This window comes from uncultured Cytophaga sp., assembly GCF_937863595.1.
GTDB lineage: Bacteria > Bacteroidota > Bacteroidia > Cytophagales > Cytophagaceae > Cytophaga.
Window position 1 is genome coordinate 96,346 of sequence record NZ_CALMGQ010000057.1, and the last position, 19,767, is coordinate 116,112.

General features: G+C 36.1%; 16 protein-coding genes. 9 read left to right on the forward strand and 7 right to left on the reverse strand.

All coding sequences use genetic code 11. The features are described from left to right. Positions 1–154: 154 nt before the first annotated feature. Complete coding sequence (locus Q0543_RS04665; protein ID WP_299249807.1) at positions 155–3,232, reverse strand: type I restriction endonuclease; 3,078 nt, start codon at positions 3,230–3,232, stop codon at positions 155–157. A gap of 221 nt (positions 3,233–3,453) precedes the next feature. Here Q0543_RS04665 and Q0543_RS04670 point away from each other — a divergent pair, with 221 nt between their 5' ends. Beyond that, complete coding sequence (locus tag Q0543_RS04670; protein WP_299249810.1) at positions 3,454–3,813, forward strand: helix-turn-helix transcriptional regulator; 360 nt, start codon at positions 3,454–3,456, stop codon at positions 3,811–3,813. 159 nt (positions 3,814–3,972) lie between these two features. Here the strand turns inward: Q0543_RS04670 and Q0543_RS04675 are convergent, their stop codons facing one another. Both Q0543_RS04675 and Q0543_RS04680 read right to left on the reverse strand, forming a co-directional pair. Beyond that, the gene (locus Q0543_RS04675; RefSeq protein ID WP_299249812.1) at positions 3,973–4,272 is read right to left on the reverse strand and encodes a type II toxin-antitoxin system RelE/ParE family toxin; all 300 of its coding nucleotides are present in this window, start codon (positions 4,270–4,272) and stop codon (positions 3,973–3,975) included. Further along, positions 4,260–4,442, reverse strand: coding sequence for a hypothetical protein (locus Q0543_RS04680; protein WP_299249814.1), 183 nt, complete (start codon positions 4,440–4,442; stop codon positions 4,260–4,262). Before Q0543_RS04680 ends, Q0543_RS04675 begins: the two co-directional genes overlap by 13 nt. A gap of 450 nt (positions 4,443–4,892) precedes the next feature. Between Q0543_RS04680 and Q0543_RS04685 the strand changes: the two genes are divergently transcribed. From Q0543_RS04685 to Q0543_RS04700, 4 genes are all read left to right on the forward strand, one after another. After that, the gene (locus tag Q0543_RS04685) at positions 4,893–6,053 is read left to right on the forward strand and encodes a hypothetical protein (protein WP_299249816.1); all 1,161 of its coding nucleotides are present in this window, start codon (positions 4,893–4,895) and stop codon (positions 6,051–6,053) included. 738 nt (positions 6,054–6,791) lie between these two features. After that, positions 6,792–7,109: a hypothetical protein gene (locus Q0543_RS04690; RefSeq protein ID WP_299249818.1), complete on the forward strand. Its 318-nt coding sequence runs from the start codon at positions 6,792–6,794 to the stop codon at positions 7,107–7,109. Between the two features lie 8 nt (positions 7,110–7,117). After that, complete coding sequence (locus Q0543_RS04695) at positions 7,118–7,597, forward strand: hypothetical protein (RefSeq protein ID WP_299249820.1); 480 nt, start codon at positions 7,118–7,120, stop codon at positions 7,595–7,597. 25 nt (positions 7,598–7,622) lie between these two features. Continuing rightward, positions 7,623–8,102, forward strand: a complete 480-nt coding sequence (locus Q0543_RS04700) for a hypothetical protein (RefSeq protein WP_299249822.1) — start codon at positions 7,623–7,625, stop codon at positions 8,100–8,102. Between the two features lie 83 nt (positions 8,103–8,185). Here Q0543_RS04700 and Q0543_RS04705 read toward each other — a convergent pair whose 3' ends face one another. From Q0543_RS04705 to gltB, 4 genes are all read right to left on the reverse strand, one after another. Further along, positions 8,186–8,482 (reverse strand): type II toxin-antitoxin system RelE/ParE family toxin, encoded by a 297-nt coding sequence (locus Q0543_RS04705; protein ID WP_299249824.1) that lies wholly within the window; start codon positions 8,480–8,482, stop codon positions 8,186–8,188. After that, on the reverse strand, positions 8,470–8,652 hold the full coding sequence (locus Q0543_RS04710) for a hypothetical protein (protein WP_299249826.1): 183 nt from the start codon (positions 8,650–8,652) through the stop codon (positions 8,470–8,472). The genes Q0543_RS04705 and Q0543_RS04710 overlap by 13 nt, the downstream gene beginning before the upstream one ends. 263 nt (positions 8,653–8,915) lie before the next feature. Beyond that, positions 8,916–10,421 (reverse strand): glutamate synthase subunit beta, encoded by a 1,506-nt coding sequence (locus Q0543_RS04715; RefSeq protein ID WP_299249828.1) that lies wholly within the window; start codon positions 10,419–10,421, stop codon positions 8,916–8,918. Further along, positions 10,414–14,952, reverse strand: a complete 4,539-nt coding sequence (gene gltB, locus Q0543_RS04720; RefSeq protein ID WP_299249831.1) for a glutamate synthase large subunit — start codon at positions 14,950–14,952, stop codon at positions 10,414–10,416. Before gltB ends, Q0543_RS04715 begins: the two co-directional genes overlap by 8 nt. Positions 14,953–15,573: 621 nt before the next feature. On the opposite strand from gltB, the gene Q0543_RS04725 reads away from it, so the two are divergent. From Q0543_RS04725 to Q0543_RS04740, 4 genes are all read left to right on the forward strand, one after another. Next, entirely contained in the window at positions 15,574–17,208 is a 1,635-nt protein-coding gene (locus tag Q0543_RS04725) for a polymorphic toxin-type HINT domain-containing protein (protein WP_299249833.1), read from the forward strand. Between the two features lie 5 nt (positions 17,209–17,213). Then, the gene (locus Q0543_RS04730; protein WP_299249836.1) at positions 17,214–17,852 is read left to right on the forward strand and encodes a hypothetical protein; all 639 of its coding nucleotides are present in this window, start codon (positions 17,214–17,216) and stop codon (positions 17,850–17,852) included. 201 nt (positions 17,853–18,053) lie between these two features. Further along, positions 18,054–18,692: a hypothetical protein gene (locus tag Q0543_RS04735; RefSeq protein ID WP_299249838.1), complete on the forward strand. Its 639-nt coding sequence runs from the start codon at positions 18,054–18,056 to the stop codon at positions 18,690–18,692. A 274-nt stretch (positions 18,693–18,966) separates the two neighbouring features. Beyond that, a complete protein-coding gene (locus tag Q0543_RS04740) occupies positions 18,967–19,602 on the forward strand; it encodes a hypothetical protein (protein ID WP_299249841.1) in 636 nt (211 codons plus the stop codon). The last annotated feature ends 165 nt before the right edge of the window (positions 19,603–19,767 follow it).

Sequence of the window (19,767 nt, forward strand, 5' to 3'; positions counted from 1 at the left end):
CTGAACTATGATTCTTTTGATTTGAATGATTGTTATGATTAAAATTTTCGCCGTAGTTGCTGTGATTAGCATTTTTCTTTAATCATTTTCCTTTCACTTTAATCAAAAGAATCATAGTTCAGACATCTTCTAATCATAGTTCAGACAACCTTATTTAATACCCAACCCTACCATGAAATTCATTTAAGTACTCCTTTACCATCATCGTTTTAATAGTATTGGCTTGATCCGCGTTTATATCAATGTTGTGCTTATTCTTAAATTGATTAATTACTAAACGCGCCATCATTTTATCTATAAAAGCTTCGTTCTCCAACATTTTTGAGTTTTGCAAAATGTGTGCATCTACTTCTTGCTTCAGACTGTGTAATACGTCAAACAACTTGCGTTCGCTATTGGTTAAGGGATCTTTCTCCATCAAGCGTTTGTGCATGCGTGCATATTTTGCATCGTTGTCGTACTTCGCCTTTAGCAATTGATTTTTGCGTTCTACTTCTTTTGATTGTGAATAGATAATTTCTAAGGCTTTAATGTTGTCTTCCATTTCACCTTTTGTAACTTCATTGAGATTTTTTTTCTTGAACAACCTTTCTAATTCTTCTTTTAAAGAAATAAACACCGGATCTTTCTGATCAAAATTTGCACCGAGCGATTCGCGTGTGCGTTGCAAAATATCTTTCAGCTGATCGGCCAATACCATCTCTTCTTCCTTCACCTTTACAAAAGCAAAGAGTACATCTTCCAAGGCAATGTTTAATAGATTACTGGTATCTACATTGTTTTCCAAGGCCTCTTTTGTATTGATAAGCGACAAACGATTGTTGGCTTCGCGCGAGAGTTGTGTGAGCTTATTAAAATCAAGCTTCTCTAATAATTCATAATTCCCCGACAAACGAATGAGATTGTACAAACTACGTGCATTGTTTAATGCTTTTACAATTTCCAACAACTGTTTGCGGTCATTGATTTGATTTATCTGCTTCGAAAAATTTTCTCCATTGAGGGTGTCAAAAGCAAATAGTACATCTTTAATCTCTTCAATTTCTAAATTGATCTCTTCCGTAGATTTAAAAATATTGGTGTAATGCTCCATTTCATCCCCATACTCTGATTTCAATTCATCAAAGTACGCGCGATTGGTTTTATCAAACTCCGATTGTATGTCTGCAAAATCAACTACATAACCATATTTTAATTCTTTATAGGTTCTGTTCACACGCGTCAATGTTTGCAACAAGTTGTGTGATTTAATAACCCTACCAATGTATAGTTTCTTTAAGCGTGGTGCATCAAAACCAGTGAGCAACATATTGTATACAAATAGCAAATCAATCTTGCCCTCTTTAAACGCTTCTACTTGTTTTTTGCGTTCTTCTTTAGTTCCTATATCATGCAGTATAACAGCCGCAGATTTTACTTTGTTGTTTTGTTTTTGTTGAATGCCATAACTTGGTCGGTCGTCTTCGGCAGCCATCAAAAAATCTGATTCTGCTTTTACAGCATATTTAGATTCAAAAATCTCCATCATCATTTTCGCCTGTTCAGACGAATCGCAAACCACCATACCACCAATGGTAGCATCATTCATAGTTATGCGCGCTTGTTCAAAATTCTGCACCACATAATCCAACATGGGCTCTACAAATTTTGGATGCGCATAGATGACTTTTTTGTCGGCGTTGCCTTTTAATAATTTTATATTCTCTAGGGCTTCTTTTAAGGTCAGTTTGTATTTGGTCTCAATTTCTTCACGTATTAAACGCAAGGTATATCCATCTGCAATGGATGCGTTGTAATAATATTTATGAATGTAATCACCAAACAATGCTTTGGAGTTGTAATCCTCGCCCAATAAAGGTGTGCCCGTTAAGCCGATCTTAATCGCATTTGCATCTGATTGTTGCAAGTTTGCTAAGAAGCTACCTTTAGGGTTATAACTCCGATGTACTTCATCTAAAAAATAAATGCGCTGTATATTCAAATTGTAATCGTTGTTCTTAATTACATCTGGGTCGTCTTGAAATTTCTGAATATTAACAACCGTAATTTCTGCTTTACCCGAATTGTTATGAATAACACTCGTAGATTTTATATCTTTCGAAAAGGCCTCACGAGAATTAATTTCATGAACCCCCAAATCTCTGCTCTTAAATTCTTTGGCAGACTGAATCAATAAATCGATTCGGTCTACGATAAAATAAAATTTCGGTATTACATTTTTCGACTGAAAATAATCAGTCAAAAATTTCACGCTATAAAATGCCAGCGCTGTTTTGCCACTTCCTTGCGTATGCCAAATGATGCCTTTCTTAACGCCTGCTTCTAATTTCGTTTCTATCGCTTTGGTTGCAAACAACTGCGGATAACGCATGATGTGCTTTTGCAATTCTCCCTCTTCTGCTTTCACATACGCCAAACCATATTGCAATAAAAAAGACAAACGATTGCGCTGAAACAAAGACGTGCAAATTTTATTTGTTGGTGTTTCAGGATTTTTATTCGTCGTAAATTCTGCCGATTGCTTTATACTTAATAGATTGGTATCTTTTAAAACAGCTGTTTCAATTTCATCGGATACATCTGTAAGGATGCGTTCAAGGTCAAACGTTTCTCCCTCCCTGAAATAATTAAAACTCGGTTTGTGATACGAAGCTGTTGCATAAAAAGCACCTTCAATGGGTTGCGATGCATGTGGGTCATACTCCATGTTATTGGAGAATACCATCAATTGCGTAGCGTTAACAAACTTTCTGAATTTTTTATTTTCAAACCGTGTTTGTATGCGTTTATGCTCCGCTAAAATTCCATCTGGATTGTTTGGCTTCTTCACTTCAATAAACACGAGTGGAATGCCGTTGATTAAAAGTGTAATGTCTGGACGAAATTCTTCATCGTCTTTTTTATAGCTAAGTTCCGTTACAACATGAAAGCTATTATTATCAAAGTTTTCAAAATCAATCAATCTTATGCCTGATTTTGAAACAAGCTTTTCGTAAAATGCTTTTCCGATATCTTCATTTTCCAGACACAGAGAAACTTCATCGTAAAATCTAGTAATATCACTTTCGCTTAACTCTTGATTTATTTTTCCAATGCTCTTTTTAAAAATATCTGTAAAAATATTGGTCGACTCATCCCAGTTATTCTTCGATAACGAAAGGTACTTATACCCTAAGCGAATAAGATGCAGAATGGTTGGTATTTTAACTCTTGAGTCTTCGTTGAATATCATGTTCGGTTTAGCTCGGCTTTAATCAAGAGTATCTTTACCTTTTGATGTGATTTCGATTGGCGCAGTTATATCCATTCAAAATCATTTTGCAGTTCACAAAATGTCTTGAAAGGTTATATTTGACCATTAAATATACTATAAAGATACAAATATATACTATAATGACACTTAATTGCAGCTAAACGAAACGTTAGAAATATCTACTTGAATAAATTCGTTCTGTGAAAACCTCATTAGGACAAAAAATCAGAAGAATACGAGTAAGCAAGGAGCTTACTCAAGACAACCTTGCTTATGAGTTAGGTATTACTAAAAGCGCATATTCCAAAATAGAGCGTGATGAAACAAACGTGTCAATAGCCCGCCTAACTGAAATAGCGAAAACTCTTGAAGTAAACATTGTTGATTTTTTTAATGATTCTGAAAACACTGCTGAAGACTCTAAAAGCAATTATGGCTTCGCCACAAAAAGAGACATCGAAGAAATGGCAAAAATGATTGAGGCTTTATCGAAAGATGTTAGTTTATTAAAAGCTTCGCTTCCATCAAAAAGTAAAGGAACGAAAAGTAAGGGCAAATAAATAACCGCCTCGCTTCGATAGAAAGTCTTATCTGTGGAAAGGCAAATACATTGATTTGTTGGAGGAGTATAATAAGTTGCTGAAGAAGTAGATTGTATTAAGATAGATACGTGCTCCTTGGTTTATTGCCCTCCTAGATGTATTTGTATCTCAACGGCATTACTTTGTTAGTGTATTGCTGATTAATCGAGCGCAATTATGAACCGTTAAAATGTGTATCGCATCATCATTGATTAACTGATATACAATTCTATAATTTCCTTTTATTATTTGTCTAAATTTTCCACTTTGAAATTCCTGCACAATAGTGCCAAAATTAGTATATTTTTGAAGTATATCTACGGATTCGAAAAGTTGTAAAACTGTTAACTCGGCATAACGAAGCGAGTCTTTTGAAATGTATTCACCAATATCATTCAAATCTTGAATAGCATTGTCTGTCCAAATTACTTTAACCATTTAGACAATTTAATCTTTGCTTCCTCTTTAGTATTAAGCTTCCCATTTTCAGAGTCGCTCAAGCCTTTCTGAACTTTTTCAACAAAAATAATATGCTCAATCACCTCATCAACAGTTAAGTTTTCGGGTAACTGATCAAGTGTATTTATAAGTTGTGTTTTGGTTATCATACTCCTGATGTTTACTTAAATATACAAAAATCTGTTAATAAAATTCAGTGTCATTATAGATTTATACGTAATCAATTGATTTGGAGTTTCTATGCCGAATCCATTACAGAGTCGTTTTGGTTTATTCGAACAAGCATCTTATCCTAATACCACTTTTCTTTTTCGACATCCCAAATGCTTCGAACCTGTTGTTGTTTAAATAATTTAAGTGAAAAAATGATTAAGGAAAAAATCATACTCCACCAATCAGTAAAATCACAAGAATCATAACCTGTCCCGCTTTTGCGCGGGAGTTCAGACAAAAAACAATCTACCTCATTCTTCGTTCCCCACCTAAGATGTGGTATAGAGGTGATAATTTTACCCCAAAAGAGTATTAAAAGATCTACTATCCTTAATAAATGCTTATGAATTTATTAATTTTATACTTCACAGTAACAGGTGTATCTCATGACGAATTCTTCTGCCAATAAATCCACAAATCAATTATCTATTCAGGACAAAGATAAATCAAAAACACAGTCCAAAGAACAGAAACGATTTGACTCACTTACCAAACGAATTGAAGCCTTAGAAATAAATTTAGAAAAAGAGCAGCAAAAATTAGATGCTGCCGTGCAAGAGTATAACAATAAATTATATCCGCTTGAGATGAACATCGTTGAAAAGAAATTGAAATTTGTTTTCAAACTGGATGAAGAATCACAAAAACATAAACTTTCGAAAAAGCAAAAGGAGATTGTTGCTGAAGTTATAAAATCGGAAATGGATGATGTATTTGAACAGCAAGAACCCACAAAAATTCAAGAGGAATTGTATGATAAATGGTCGAAAATTTCCTACAAAGAAGAAGTTGAACAGCAAGAATTTTTTGAACGAGGAATGTTTGAAGCCTCTATTAAATTTGCTTTTAATGGCGAAATAGATACCTCTGATTTTGAAGATACACCTGAGGGTCGCAAGCGTATGCAAGAACGAATTGAGGCGTTTTATGAAGAAAAAACAAAAGAGTTTAAGGCAAGCCAACAAAATAAAAAACCTACAAAAAGAGAACAGCTTCAAGCGCAGGCGGAAGAATTAAAATCGAAAAATATACGAAGCATATACATTTCATTAGTAAAAGTATTACACCCAGATAGCGAGCAAGACGAGGTACTTAAAATTCAAAAAAATGAGTTGATGAAAAAAGTAACTGCTGCCTACGAAAATAAAGATATCGCTACCTTATTACGATTGGAAGCGGAGTGGATTAGCCAAACAACTGACAGGCTAGATAACTTAACCAATGATACGTTAAAGCTATACAACGAAACCCTCTACCAACGTGTTCGAGAATTGGAACATAAAAAATTTATGCTGCGTAGAAATCCTGCGTATGAAAAAATTCAGCACTTTTTACATTTGAATCAAAAAAGAATAACATCAGAAATAGATAAAATAGTAACAAGCACGCATCTCAATATTATTGAAATAGACGAATCCATTGAGCTGGTAGGCGATTCAGATACTAAAGCTAAATTTGTAGAATTTGTGAGCGATTACCTTGAGTTTACACTTGGTGGAGGCGATAATGACGATGAACTGGACTTTTACAATGCATTTTTCAGGTGAAATATTCCGTCAAAATTAGTTTGTCTGAACGATGATTCGTTTGATTAAAGTGAAAGAAAATTGATTAAAAAGAAAAATTCTTAATCATATCAATCATTCAAATCACACGAATCATGGTTCAGACAAAAGGCAACGCAATTGCATACTTCTGAATGTTACTCTTCAATATACATTCAAACGTTTTTAAATATTAACATTCTATTTTTAGAAAGAACAGTAAATCAATCAGATATTTCTGTTAACATAAGATAATAAAATACCAAACCTTTCTAACACGTGCATCACACATTGATTATTTTTCTTTATTATTACAATCTTTCATGAAATTGATCTTTTCTATTATTCTAAATGAACCCAGCACCACATACACAATTAGCTCTTAAAGCAGCTCTGCTTGCCGATTATACATTACTTCTTGATACCTAAAAAGCATGGAACAAGAAAACAATAAAATTTATTTTCACAACAAATCCCAATCTTGCTCATAAAATAGCAAAGCCATCCTATTTCCCAGATGACAAATTGAAATTTATGGATTATTGGCAGAATAAACTTATCTAGGAGAAGCGGGAAATTTTATGTTTTCTGGCTGGGAAATCTGATTTCAGTATTGGTGCGCACTCCTATCAGGCAATTAAAGATGCATTTCACAAATGGCCTTCAAATTATTACGGTTTAGTTTATGGACATGATCATGCATGGACCTGTAATTTATTTGTAGGCGAAGCTATATATCTTATGGGAAGAAATATAATAAACGCAAATGGTAATTATTACTCTGCAAACCAAATATATAACGGTGCAGGGCCGTTTGAAATTATAGAAAAAAGAGATGCGAATAAAAAAGTACTTATTTCTGTTGGAGACATAGCTTGTATGCTGGGAGGAATACATGTTGAGATCGTTACGCAAGTAAATATCTATTCTTTTTATGACGACGATTTTTGTTCTAGAGGGAGCGGAAGAGGTGATGATGATGGAAAAGAAAGATGTGAAGAAGTTAAAACAAGCAGAGAAATAGACAATTCATCCATCCGTTTTGCAAGATTAAAATAATTAGAAATATGAAAAAAAAACACATAATTATTCTAAGTGTTGCTGTAGTATTAACTATTTCATACTTGTTTGTTTTCACCGGAACAAAAAAATTGCCTCCTTCTAAGTTCCTTGAAAACTACGACCCATATTTTAATATGTTACACATGCCTTTAACTAAATATAAAAAAGGATTTTTTTCACATACTTTCTACAGCCAAACAACCATTGGAAATCAAAAATGTGATTTGCGTTTTAAAATTGATTATATAAACAATACTGTAACATTTGAAAATATCGAAAAACTTAACGAACGAATCAAATTGATAAATAAAAAAATTGCAAAGCCATTAATAGATAAAAATTATAGCTACTTAATGATTAATTCAGAGAGCTACTTTGATGATATAGAAAATAAGACAATTAATTTAAGGCTTATTGGAAGAAATGATAAATACTATCAATTAATCATTACTATAAGTGACCAAGATTTAAAACTCACGTTATAAGCTCTACAATATTAAAGGATCATTTATGAAAAAGAAATACATTATTATTCTAAGCATTGGCATAGTATTAATGATTTCTTACCTGATCATTTTCACTGGAACCAATGAGCTTCCTCCCTCTAAAGTGGTTGAAAAATATGATCCGTTTTTTAATATGCTTGTGATGCCAATCACCAAATATGAGAAAGGTTTTTTTACGCATACATTTTACGCGCAAACAAAAGTAAAAGGTAAAGTTTGTGACTTACGATTTAAAATTAATTATTTAGACCATGGTGTTACAATTGAGGATGTAGATAAATTAAATGAACGGATTAAAGAAACCAACAGTAAGATTGCTAGGCCCGTCATTGGCAAATATGATTATGTACAACTCAATGAAGAAAGTTATTTTGATGACATAGAAAATTTAACAATTAATTTAAGACTTAAAGAAAAAATACGGGAAACGGATCGTCAGATTATAATTACAGTTAGCGAGCAGTGTTTAAAATTTACATTGTAACTATTTAGAATACTTTTGAATGAATAATTAGTTATACTTATTTTGAATGGTTAAGGACTAAATTTATATTTTCATTGTCATTATTACTCAAACGTATTGCGAATTAATCGAGCACAATTATGTACCGTTAAAATATGAATTACGTTTTCATTGACTAATTGATACACAATTCTATAATTGCCTTTTATTATTTGTCTAAATTTTTCATTTTGAAATTCCTGCACGATAGTGCCAAAATTAGGATATTTTTCAAGTATGTCTACGGATTCAAAAAGTTCTTGGACAGTTAATTCAGCATAACGAATCGAGTCTTTGGAAATGTATTCTGCAATATCATTCAAATCTTGAACGGCATTGTCTGTCCATGTTACTTCAACCATTTTGACAATTTAGCCTTTGCTTGTTCTTTGGTGTTTAACTTTCCTGCTTCTGAATCAGCCAAACCTTTTTGCATTTTCCCTACAAAAATAATGTGTTCAATTACTTCTTCAACTGTTAGGTTTTCTGGTAACTGATCTAGGGTACTAATGAGTTGCGTTTTTGTTATCATAGTGCTGATATTTAGTACAATATACAACTATCTATTTATATATTCAATACGCTACTTCTCTGAGTATACGCAATTTTATTGATTGTAGTTTAATCTCAAAATGATATCGTTTCTTTTGCATTAAAAATAGCGATTATATTCTTCCTTTTAATTTCTAAAGATTCATATTAATCAAACCTAATGTCAATCGATAATCTAACACCCCAAACAAAAAAACGTCACGCAAAATTGCGTGACGTTTCCTATTTAAAATTATATTAAGCTTATTTAATATAAACCGTATCCAATGTGCCGTGGTCTTTTGCTTCTAAACTAGTTGTGCCCATTAAGAACAAATCAACACTACGAGCAGCCTCACGACCTTCAGAGATCGCCCAAACAACCAAAGATTGGCCTCTGCGCATATCACCTGCAACAAATACTTTATCTACACTTGTTTGATACGTTGCGCTTGCTTTAACATTACCGCGCTCATCGTATTCAACTCCTAATTCGTTCAACATGCCGCCATGTTGCGGATGCAAGAAGCCCATTGCAAATAAAGTCAATTCACACGGAAGAATTCTTTCAGTACCAGGCATTTCTTGGTACTTTGGAAGTTTGCTGTCTGCTGGTGTAACCCAACCCATTTCAGCAATTTTCAATCCTGTTAAATTCCCGTCTGCATCTCCAATAAATTCTTTGGTTACAATAGACCATTGACGATCGCATCCTTCTTCATGCGAAGTAGAAGTACGTAAAATCATAGGCCAGTTTGGCCAAGGTGTTTGTGGGTTATTGTCCACTGGCGGTTGTGGCATTAATTCAAACTGCAAAATACTTTTCGCCCCTTGACGGTTTGATGTACCTACGCAATCCGAACCTGTATCTCCACCACCAATAACAATTACATTTTTACCAGTAGCTAATAAGTCGCCGTTCTTATACGGTTCACCTGTATGGTCAATCTCTACGTTGATGTTTGCATTACGCTTATTTTGCTGACTCAAAAATTCCATCGCAAAATGCACGCCCTTAAATTGTCTTCCTGGGATTGGCAAGTCGCGACCAACAGTTGAACCACCTGTCAATACAACAGCATCAAATTGTTTTACAATTTCTTTCGCTTTGATGGTAACGCCAACGTTTACATTTGTTTTAAATATAACGCCTTCTTCTTCCATCACCTTTGTACGACGGTCAATTACCCACTTCTCTAATTTGAAATCTGGAATACCGTAACGCACTAAGCCGCCAATTTGATCTGCACGTTCAAACACCGTTACTAGGTGACCAGCGCTGTTCAATTGCGCTGCAGCAGCCAATCCAGCAGGACCAGATCCAACAACAGCTACAGTCTTACCCGTACGTTTCTTTGGAATCTTTGCCTTTACATAGCCTTTTTCAAATGCTGTTTCAGCAATGGTTTTTTCGATATTTTCGATTGTTACAGGTGGCTTGTTGATACCAAGCACGCAAGATGCTTCACATGGCGCCGGACAAATTCTTCCTGTAAACTCTGGGAAGTTATTTGTAGAGAATAAAATCTCTGCAGCTTCTTCCCAATCGTTTCTATACACCGCATCATTAAATTCAGGTATGATGTTACCCAGCGGACAACCGCTATGGCAAAAGGGCACACCGCAGTTCATACAACGAGCTGCTTGATTTTTAATTTGCGTTGCAGAGAAATCTAAATAGAGTTCTCTATAATCTTTAATCCGAGTTTTCGGATCTCTTTTTCCTGGCAGTTCTCTGCCGAATTCCATGAATCCAGTTGGTTTACCCATTGATTACGGCCTCCTTATTTCCTTGATTTTTTCTTTTTAACAATACAGCTTTATAATCTGAAGGCATTACTTTTACGAAATCCTTCACGGCAGCATCCCAATTGCTTAGGATAGCTTTTGCAACATCACTATCTGTATACTTTAAATGATTTTCAATCATTGTTTTCAATTCCTTGTTGTCGTCTGCATCGAGTACATCAAACTCAATCATTTCCATGTTGCAACGTGCAGGGAAATTCTTTGCTTTGTCATACACATACGCGACACCACCACTCATACCTGCAGCAAAGTTACGTCCTGTTTCTCCTAAGATTACAGCCAAACCACCTGTCATGTATTCGCACCCGTGATCGCCTACACCTTCAACAACTGCTCTTGCGCCTGAGTTCCGTACGCAGAAACGTTCACCTGCTTGTCCACGGATATACGATTCACCGCTTGTTGCTCCGTAGAATGCTACGTTCCCAACAATGATATTTTCGCTTGGTACAAACTTCGCTCTTTTTGAAGGGTACAAAATGATGCGACCGCCGGATAAACCTTTGCCCCAATAATCATTTGCTTCGCCTTCTAATTCAAACTGAATGCCTGGCGCTAAGAAACCACCAAAACTTTGTCCTGCAGAACCGTTGAACTTATAGTTGATTGTTCCTTCTGGCAAACCTTGTCCTTTATGTCTAGTAGACACTTCATACGACAATAACACGCCAGTTGAACGATCTGTATTTTGTATGTTGAATTCGCCTGTAACTGGAGTTTTATTTTCCAATGCTTCTTTAGCAGCTTTCACCAATTTCAAATCAAGGATGTCGTCCATACCATGATCCTGTTCTTCTGTTTTATACAAACCTACTTCCGGACCAGCTTCTTCTTTGTATAAGATTTTGCTTAAGTCTAGCGCTTTGTATTTCCAATGTTTTAAGTCAGGACGTTTTTCCAAATGTTGAACTTGACCTACCATTTCGTTTACTGTTCTATATCCAAGCTCAGCCATGATTTCTCTCATTTCTTCTGCTAGGAATTTAAACATGTTCACTACGTGTTCTGGCTCACCTGTGAATAGCGCACGCAATTCTTTATTTTGTGTTGCAACACCTACTGGGCACGTATTTAAATGACACTTACGCATCATAATACAACCTACAGAAACCAATGCTGCTGTTGCAACACCAAATTCTTCCGCACCTAATAAGGCAGCAACAACTAAATCTTTACCTGTACGAATTTGTCCATCGGACTGTACCGTAATACGACTTCTTAATTTATTTTTTACTAATGTCTGATGCGCTTCAGCCAAACCAAGTTCCCAAGGCAAACCTGCATGACGAATAGAACTGATTGGAGAAGCTCCTGTTCCACCATCGTAACCAGCAATCAATACTAAGTCTGCGTGTGCTTTACTTACACCTGCTGCAATCGTACCAACACCTGCTTCAGAAACCAACTTAACACTTACACGTGCTTTAGGATTTGAGTTTTTCAAATCGAAAATTAATTGTGCTAAATCTTCAATCGAATAAATATCGTGATGTGGTGGTGGCGATATTAAGCCTACACCTGGCGTAGAGTGACGTACACGTCCAATCCATTCATCTACTTTATAACCCGGCAATTGTCCACCTTCGCCTGGCTTAGCGCCTTGTGCCATTTTAATTTGCAGCTCTTCTGCATTGGCCAAGTAATAACTTGTAACACCAAAACGACCCGAAGCTACTTGCTTAATAGCAGAACGCTCCCAATCGCCATTTGCCTTACGATCAAACCGAATTTCATCTTCACCCCCTTCACCTGAATTTGATTTTCCGCCAATACGGTTCATCGCAATTGCAAGCGTCGAGTGTGCTTCGTGAGAAATAGAACCAAACGACATCGCACCTGTAGCAAAACGCTTGAAGATGTTTTCTGCAGGTTCAACTTCGTCTATAGAAATCGAATTTTGTGTTTGTTTGAATTGTAACAAGCCTCGAAGCGTAACCGCTTTCTCGATTTGATTGTCAATTAAATTAGAGTATTTTTTGAATACTTGATAATCTCCTTTACGACACGCTTGTTGTAACAAGTGTATCGTTTGTGGATTGAACAAGTGAAATTCACCACGACGTTTCCATTGGTAAAATCCACCCACTTCCAATTTGGAGCGAGGTACAGGTACTTTAGGATATGCTTGCTGATGCTTAATTAAAGCCTCTGTTGCAATGCCATCTAAGGTTAGACCACCAATTCTTGAAACAGTGTTTGTAAAATATTGATCAACTACTTCAGGACTAATACCCAATGCTTCAAAAATTTGAGCACCTTGATAGGACTGAAGTGTAGAGATACCCATTTTAGAGAATACTTTCAACAACCCATTATCAATTGCTTTGATGTAGTTGTATGTTAATTTCTCTTCTGGTAATTCTGTTTGCAATTCACCGCTGCGCTTCATACCAATGATGGTTTCGAACGCCAAGTACGGGTTAATAGCTGAAGCACCATAACCAATTAAAGTTGCGAAATGATGTACTTCCCATGCATCACCACATTCTACAACTATACCAACTTTACCACGTTGGCCTTCACGTATTAAGTGATGGTGAACTGCAGCTGTTGCTAATAAGGAAGGAATAGGTGTGTGGCCGCTATCAACTTTACGGTCTGATAATAATATAATAGAGTAGCCATCATTAACTGCATCTGAAGCATATTTACAGATACGGTTCAATGCTTTTTCTAAACTACCCGGTTGCCCGTCTGCTTTGAAAGTTGTTTCCAACGCTTTTGTTTGGAAATGCTTATCATCTATCTGACGTAATTTTTCTAAATCGTGATTTGTTAATACCGGTTGGTGTAACTCAACCATACGACAATGGTAAGGAGACTCATCCAACAAGTTTAACGAACCACCTACATACGACACCAACGACATAACCATACGTTCCCGTATTGGATCGATAGGTGGATTGGTTACCTGTGCAAATAATTGTTTGAAATAACCAGATAAGTGCATTGCCTGATCCGACAAAATTGCCAATGGAGTATCAATACCCATAGAGCCTAATGGCTCATAACCCGACACAGCAATTTCACCTATAATTACACGTAGATCTTCCGATGAATATCCAAACACTTGCTGCTTTTTCAACAAAGTAGTTACATCGGGTTGGTTGTATATAATAGAAGGTTCAGGTTGTTCGCTTAATTTGATTTTGTTTTTCAACCAATCGCCGTAGGGCTGGCTTGTACAAATATCATTTTTAAGCTCTTCATCACTGATGATGCGACCTTGCTCTAAATCGGCAACAAACATCTTACCCGGTTGCAAACGACCTTTGGTAATAACACGGGCTGGATCTACATCTATAACCCCAACTTCAGATGCCATGATAACAGTATCGTCATCTAATAAACACCAACGAGAAGGTCTAAGTCCATTACGATCTAAGGTAGCACCAACAATTTTACCATTTGTGAAAGAGATAGAAGCTGGACCATCCCAAGGCTCCATCATTGCAGCATGGTATTCGTAGAATGCGTGTTTTACCTCAGACATAGAATCGTTGCCGTCCCAAGCTTCGGGAACAAGCATCATCATCACATGTGGTAAAGAACGGCCACTTAATACTAATAATTCAATTACGTTATCTAAGTGTGCAGAATCTGAGTTGCCTGGATCACAAATAGGCAATAACATTTCTATTTCTTCTTTGGTAAATACCGTAGAAGTTAATAATGCTTCTTGTGCGCGAATCCAGTTTACGTTTCCTTTTACCGTATTAATCTCGCCATTGTGCGCGATGTAACGGAACGGCTGCGCCAACTTAAAGGAAGGAAATGTATTTGTTGAGAAACGAGAGTGGACAACTGCTAATGCAGATACCATTTCTGTTCTTTGTAAATCAAGATAGAATTGTGGAACCTGCGCAGTCATTAACTGCCCTTTGTATATAATCGTTCTAGATGAAAATGAAGCGAAGTAAAAACGTTCATTTACAATTTGATTGTTTAATGTTTCCTTAATAATACGGACAGAATAGTTTCTAAGTACGTATAACTTTCTTTCAAAAGTTTCAACATCTTTCACACTATCCGGACGCTTTACAAAGAATTGTTCAACCGTAGGCTCTACTGCTTTTGCGCTATCACCAATCATTGAATTGTCTGTAGGAACAACACGGTAACCCAATACGGCTAGGCCCAACTTTTCAGCTTGACGGCTCAATATCTTCCTACATTCTTCCTTCAACTTTTCATCTTTCGGGAAGAATACCATACCAACACCATACTCACCAAAAGCAGGTAACTTTATGCCACTCTTGACACATTCATCCACGAAAAATTCATGGGGAAGCTGAAGTAGGATACCTGCACCATCGCCGGTATTCGTCTCGCAGCCGCATGCACCACGGTGTTCCATACGCTCAAGCATATGAAGGGCATTAGCGACTGTTTCGTGAGATTTTCTACCTTTCAGGTTGGCTACAAAACCAATTCCGCATGAATCATGCTCGAAACTAGAATCATACAGACCGGGTTGATTGTTCTCTCTCATCTACAATTATTTTTTTTTATTTCTAAAACGAGTATTGGGGAAATATGCTTTATGTTACGTTAACACATTAATCTTTAAATCTGTTCAGCAAATAGTTGTAATCCAATTTCGCAGTATTACAAAATATTCGTTTTTGATTCAAAAACCGATTTTTTAATAATATTCAAGAGGATAAATCTTAGAATAGTACCAGAATTAATTGTTTTAGTAGGTTTAAAGCAGAAATCGACTTTAAATTTACATATTATTTACGAAAAAAATAAACATCTAAAGAGAAAAATGGTTTATAAGCCTGTTCCATGTAATGTATTGTTAAATTTCATGCATTTTATTACACAAAAATTTTGTTTTATAACTTCTAAGCCTTCCCCCTATCATTTATTTGTGGTGATTCTTTTTTCTTCAAATTAAATCTCAAATAATGTGCTGCCATTAGATCACGAACTTCTTTATGTTAACATAAGTTAATAACAATTAATCTATTACAATTTATTGATCGAAATACAATATATTGCATATTAGTGCCTTTATATACCAACTTATTTGCAAAATTAATTATTCATTATAATATCAGCCGCTATATGTCAAACCCATACTTTTTAATTATACGCCCATACTGATATGTCGCATCCAAAAGAATACGTCATAACAGGTGCCTTAATGCAGTGTAGCGAAGGTACAGTACCCATGCTTTTTACAGCAAGCCCACGTACTACAAAAATTGCAGGTTTACTAGCAGGCAATGAACTAGATACTAAACCTATCACAAATATTCCTTCTTTTGTTATTTGCAGAAAATTGACGCAAATGGCTAATGGTGTACCTGCACCATGCGTGCCCAAACCTACTGTTTGGCAAGATACCTACAAAGCAAAAGTTGGTGGCGGAAAAGCCTTGATTAAGAAATCATGCATACAATGTAGTACAGGCCAAGGCAAGATTGAGTTCTTAACTTCTGGGCAAGGTCCTCTCCCACCCGAAGCTGTAATACAGATGCAGGAAGGGAAAGCAGCTGGCGATAAAATTTTAGAACAAACAGCTTTAGAAGAAAACTCTGTTAGCGAAGCAGGCTTAGCAGAAGGTTTAATCCCCATTTGGGGAAGCGGTAGAGATCTCATTCATGCCGCACAAACAGGCGATGGTTGGGGCATCGCATTGAATGTAGTGTTTCTTGCCTTTGATATTTTTAGTGTTGTGGCAGGTGCGCTAAGTTTTGGAACCGCCACGGTAGCCATGATGGCTGGCAAAGCGGGCATCCGCACGGCATTAAAAGCAGCCGGAAAAGTAACAGCCAATGCAGCAAAAAAGCAAGGAGCAAAACTGCTTGCCAAAACAGCGGGTATAGGCAAATCGATCTCAAAACTTTGCAGCGAATTTATTACAAAAATTCCGACGGTTTGTTTTACAACCGCTTGTTTCCCAGCTGGTACACCTATTGCTGTGCAAGGTGGGTTTAAAAATATTGAAGACATACAGGTTGGCGACCAAGTTTGGTCTTGGGATGAGCAAACGGATACATTGGGTTTGAAGCCGGTTTTGGCAACGGCAGAAAAAGAATCGGATGCGCTGATTGAGTTGGGCTTTGGCAAAGAACGATTTAAAACAACACCCGAGCACCCCTTCTGGATTAACAACAGCTGGAAAGCAGCCGGAGAAATACAACGTGGCGATGAAGCCTATTTGCTGGACAAGCGCAAGGTGCAATTGCTTGAACCCGTACATGAGACTCTGGAAGACGTGCCCGTAAAAGTATATAATTTTGAAGTAGCCGATTGGCACACCTATTTTGTAGGCTGGTGGATGGTACTTGTGCACAACGCATCTGTCTGTTTAAAACTATTGGCAGAAGCAGGTGTTCAATATGCTAAGAATATCTTAAACGGACAGTTGTTTGACAAGGCTATGCAAAAAGCCTACGATTATACGCAGATAAAAATGATCAATGAGAAAGTATTGGATGCGATGACTGAATCGGAAATAATTTCTCATAAATTTACCCAACTAAAAAATATAAAATTTGATACCGCCAAAGGTTATATTGACGAGCTGGTAAAAAAGTATGGCGAAACTACTACTAAAAGTAAAAAATTAAAAATACAGAGAGATACAAAAGAAATGAAAAAAGTGCTTGAAGTGCCGCCTCAAAAGGGACCTATACCTCAGGAAATATTCGACTATGCACGTAGGAACGGTGTTAAAATCCGAGAAATTTCTGGTAAAGCATTAGAAGCATTTAACAATACTAAATTTTGGTAAAAATTATGGAACATCACTACGTATATCAAAACTGGCTAAGAGCATATAGAGAAATGCATAACGAAGAAGATACTTTGTGGTATTATAGAAATCTTCCTTATCCGGACTCACTAAAAGAAAAAGGTAAACTAGGCAAAAAGGTTGCAAAAACCTGTAGCACTTCTGAAGACTGGGCACGTTATGCTTATGAAAACAAATTTCCGTTTAATGTATGCAAAATCATAAATGAAGACGTAGATAGTTACTTATCTCATGACTTAATCAACGATATAGTTATTTGTTTTTTAGACGAGCACTTGAGATTGTATATGTATTATGTGTTTGAAGAACAAAAAAATGGCATGTTGTTTTGTGCTGCAATTAAATTTTTTGAATACATAAAAGGATTAGAAGATGATGAGGATTATAGTAAATCTTGGTTATACACGTTTGATATAGATGGAAATGTAGAAGTGACTGAGCGAGAAAAAGGTGCGAAAGAGGAATGTATCTGGACCAGCAAACGCCCGCTAAATGTAGCTAGCAACTGGGAGCCAAAACCAGAATTTGGTAATTGGGACAGTATTTTTAGAATGAAACGTTGGGGCGATGGCGAACTAGACGAAGTCTTTAAAGGCTTGCCCGATAATATGGGGATGAGGTAAGTTAGAGTTGCTAGGATCTAGTTGCCAGATGCTAGACAACAGAATTATAATTTGATATACTATTTATGCATTACATTTTATTTGGGTTGAATCTGAAAGTTTCGCAGATGTTTATTAAAACCGCAAAGGCTGAAAGCCTTTCATATCAAAGCTAGGGGCAACGCCCCTAGAACAATACAACATTCTGGCAAATCATTAATTATGGAACATCATTACGTATATCAAAACTGGTTTAGAGGAAAAAGAAAAATACAGACGGAAGAAGATACTTTATGGTATTATAGAAATCTTCCTTATCCCGACACACTAAAAGAAAAAGGTAAACTAGGTAAAAAGTTTGCTAAAACCTGTAGCACTTCTGAAGATTGGGCGCGTTATGCCTATGAAAACAAATTCCCGTTTAATGTTTGCAAAATCATCAATGAAGAAGTAGATAGTTATTTATCACAAGACTTAATCAACGATATAGTTATTTGTTTTTTAGACGAACATTTGAGATTGTATATGTATTACGTTTTCAGAGAACAAGAAAATGGTATGTTGTTTTGTGTTGGCATGAAATTTTTTGAACACATAAAAGGATTGGAGGGTACGAATGATTACACAAAATCATGGACGTATATTTTTGAAACCAATGGAAATGTAAAAGTAATTGAACGCGAAAAAGATGCGAAAGAAGAATGCATATGGACCAGCAAACGCCCGCTAAATGTAGCTAGCAACTGGGAGCCAAAACCAGAATTTGGTAATTGGGACAGTATTTTTAGAATGAAACGCTGGGGCGATGGCGAACTAGACGAAGTGTTTAAAGGCGTACCCGATAATATGGGGATGAGGTAAGTTAGAGTTGCTACTTTCTAGATGTCAATTTTTGAAAAGTCAATATACAAATAAAGTCGTCGGACCAACTGAAAAAGTGGCCTGACGACTGCATAAATAGATATATTGGTTAACGAAACAACATTGATGTTCTATTGTATTGCTTACATGTTAGCGTGGTTGAAACATAACGTTTCGTAACTGTTCATTAAAACCGCAAAGGCTGAAAGCCTTACATGTCAAAGCTAGGGGCAACGCCCCTAGTAAAATACAACGTTTTTCTAAATCATTAATTATGGATCATCACTACGTATATCAGAATTGGCTCAGAGGGTACAGAGAAATGCACACAGAAGAAAAAACATTAAATTATTATGCAAAACATGAGGTATATCAAGATGAATCAAAAGGTAAAGTCGCAAAAAAGTTTTTAAAAACCTGTACCAGTACCGAGGATTGGGCCCGTTATGCCTATGAGAATAAATACGCATTTAATGTATGTAAAATCATAAATGAAGAAGTAGATAGTTATTTATCATACGACTTATTGGGTGACTTTACAATAAGTTTTTTAGATGAATATCTCCGTAAATACATGTTTTATGTGTTTACGGAACAGGAAAACGGCATGTTGTTTTGTACTGGCATGATGTTTTGGGAACATATCAAAGGCATGGATGATGATATGGATTACACAAAAGCATGGACCTATATTTTTGAAACAAACGGAAATGTAAAAGTAATAGAAAAAGAAAAAGATGCCAAAGAAGAATGCATCTGGACAAGCAAACGCCCGCTTAATGTAGCTAGCAATTGGGAGCCCAAACCTGTATTTGGTGATTGGGACAGCATTTTCAGAATGAAACGCTGGGGCGATGGCGAATTAGATGAAGTATTTAAAGGTGTGCCCGACAATATGGGTATGCGGTAAGTTATAGTTGCTACTTTCTAGATGTCAATTTTTGAAAAGTCAATATACAAATAAAGTCGTCGGACCAACTGAAAAAGTGGCCTGACGACTGCATAAATAGATATATTGGTTAACGAAACAACATTGATGTTCTATTGTATTGCTTACATGTTAGCGTGGTTGAAA

Excerpts from the sequence above, each read along its gene's own strand:
- gltB (WP_299249831.1), bottom strand. The coding sequence starts at position 14,952 with ATGAGAGAGAACAATCAACCCGGTCTGTATGATTCTAGTTTCGAGCAT.
- Q0543_RS04705 (WP_299249824.1), bottom strand. The coding sequence starts at position 8,482 with ATGGTTGAAGTAACATGGACAGACAATGCCGTTCAAGATTTGAATGAT.
- Q0543_RS04735 (WP_299249838.1), top strand. The coding sequence starts at position 18,054 with ATGGAACATCATTACGTATATCAAAACTGGTTTAGAGGAAAAAGAAAA.
- Q0543_RS04710 (WP_299249826.1), bottom strand. The coding sequence starts at position 8,652 with ATGATAACAAAAACGCAACTCATTAGTACCCTAGATCAGTTACCAGAA.
- Q0543_RS04725 (WP_299249833.1), top strand. The coding sequence starts at position 15,574 with ATGTCGCATCCAAAAGAATACGTCATAACAGGTGCCTTAATGCAGTGT.
- Q0543_RS04675 (WP_299249812.1), bottom strand. The coding sequence starts at position 4,272 with ATGGTTAAAGTAATTTGGACAGACAATGCTATTCAAGATTTGAATGAT.
- Q0543_RS04740 (WP_299249841.1), top strand. The coding sequence starts at position 18,967 with ATGGATCATCACTACGTATATCAGAATTGGCTCAGAGGGTACAGAGAA.
- Q0543_RS04665 (WP_299249807.1), bottom strand. The coding sequence starts at position 3,232 with ATGATATTCAACGAAGACTCAAGAGTTAAAATACCAACCATTCTGCAT.
- Q0543_RS04700 (WP_299249822.1), top strand. The coding sequence starts at position 7,623 with ATGAAAAAGAAATACATTATTATTCTAAGCATTGGCATAGTATTAATG.
- Q0543_RS04685 (WP_299249816.1), top strand. The coding sequence starts at position 4,893 with ATGACGAATTCTTCTGCCAATAAATCCACAAATCAATTATCTATTCAG.
- Q0543_RS04730 (WP_299249836.1), top strand. The coding sequence starts at position 17,214 with ATGGAACATCACTACGTATATCAAAACTGGCTAAGAGCATATAGAGAA.
- Q0543_RS04690 (WP_299249818.1), top strand. The coding sequence starts at position 6,792 with ATGGGAAGAAATATAATAAACGCAAATGGTAATTATTACTCTGCAAAC.
- Q0543_RS04695 (WP_299249820.1), top strand. The coding sequence starts at position 7,118 with ATGAAAAAAAAACACATAATTATTCTAAGTGTTGCTGTAGTATTAACT.
- Q0543_RS04680 (WP_299249814.1), bottom strand. The coding sequence starts at position 4,442 with ATGATAACCAAAACACAACTTATAAATACACTTGATCAGTTACCCGAA.
- Q0543_RS04715 (WP_299249828.1), bottom strand. The coding sequence starts at position 10,421 with ATGGGTAAACCAACTGGATTCATGGAATTCGGCAGAGAACTGCCAGGA.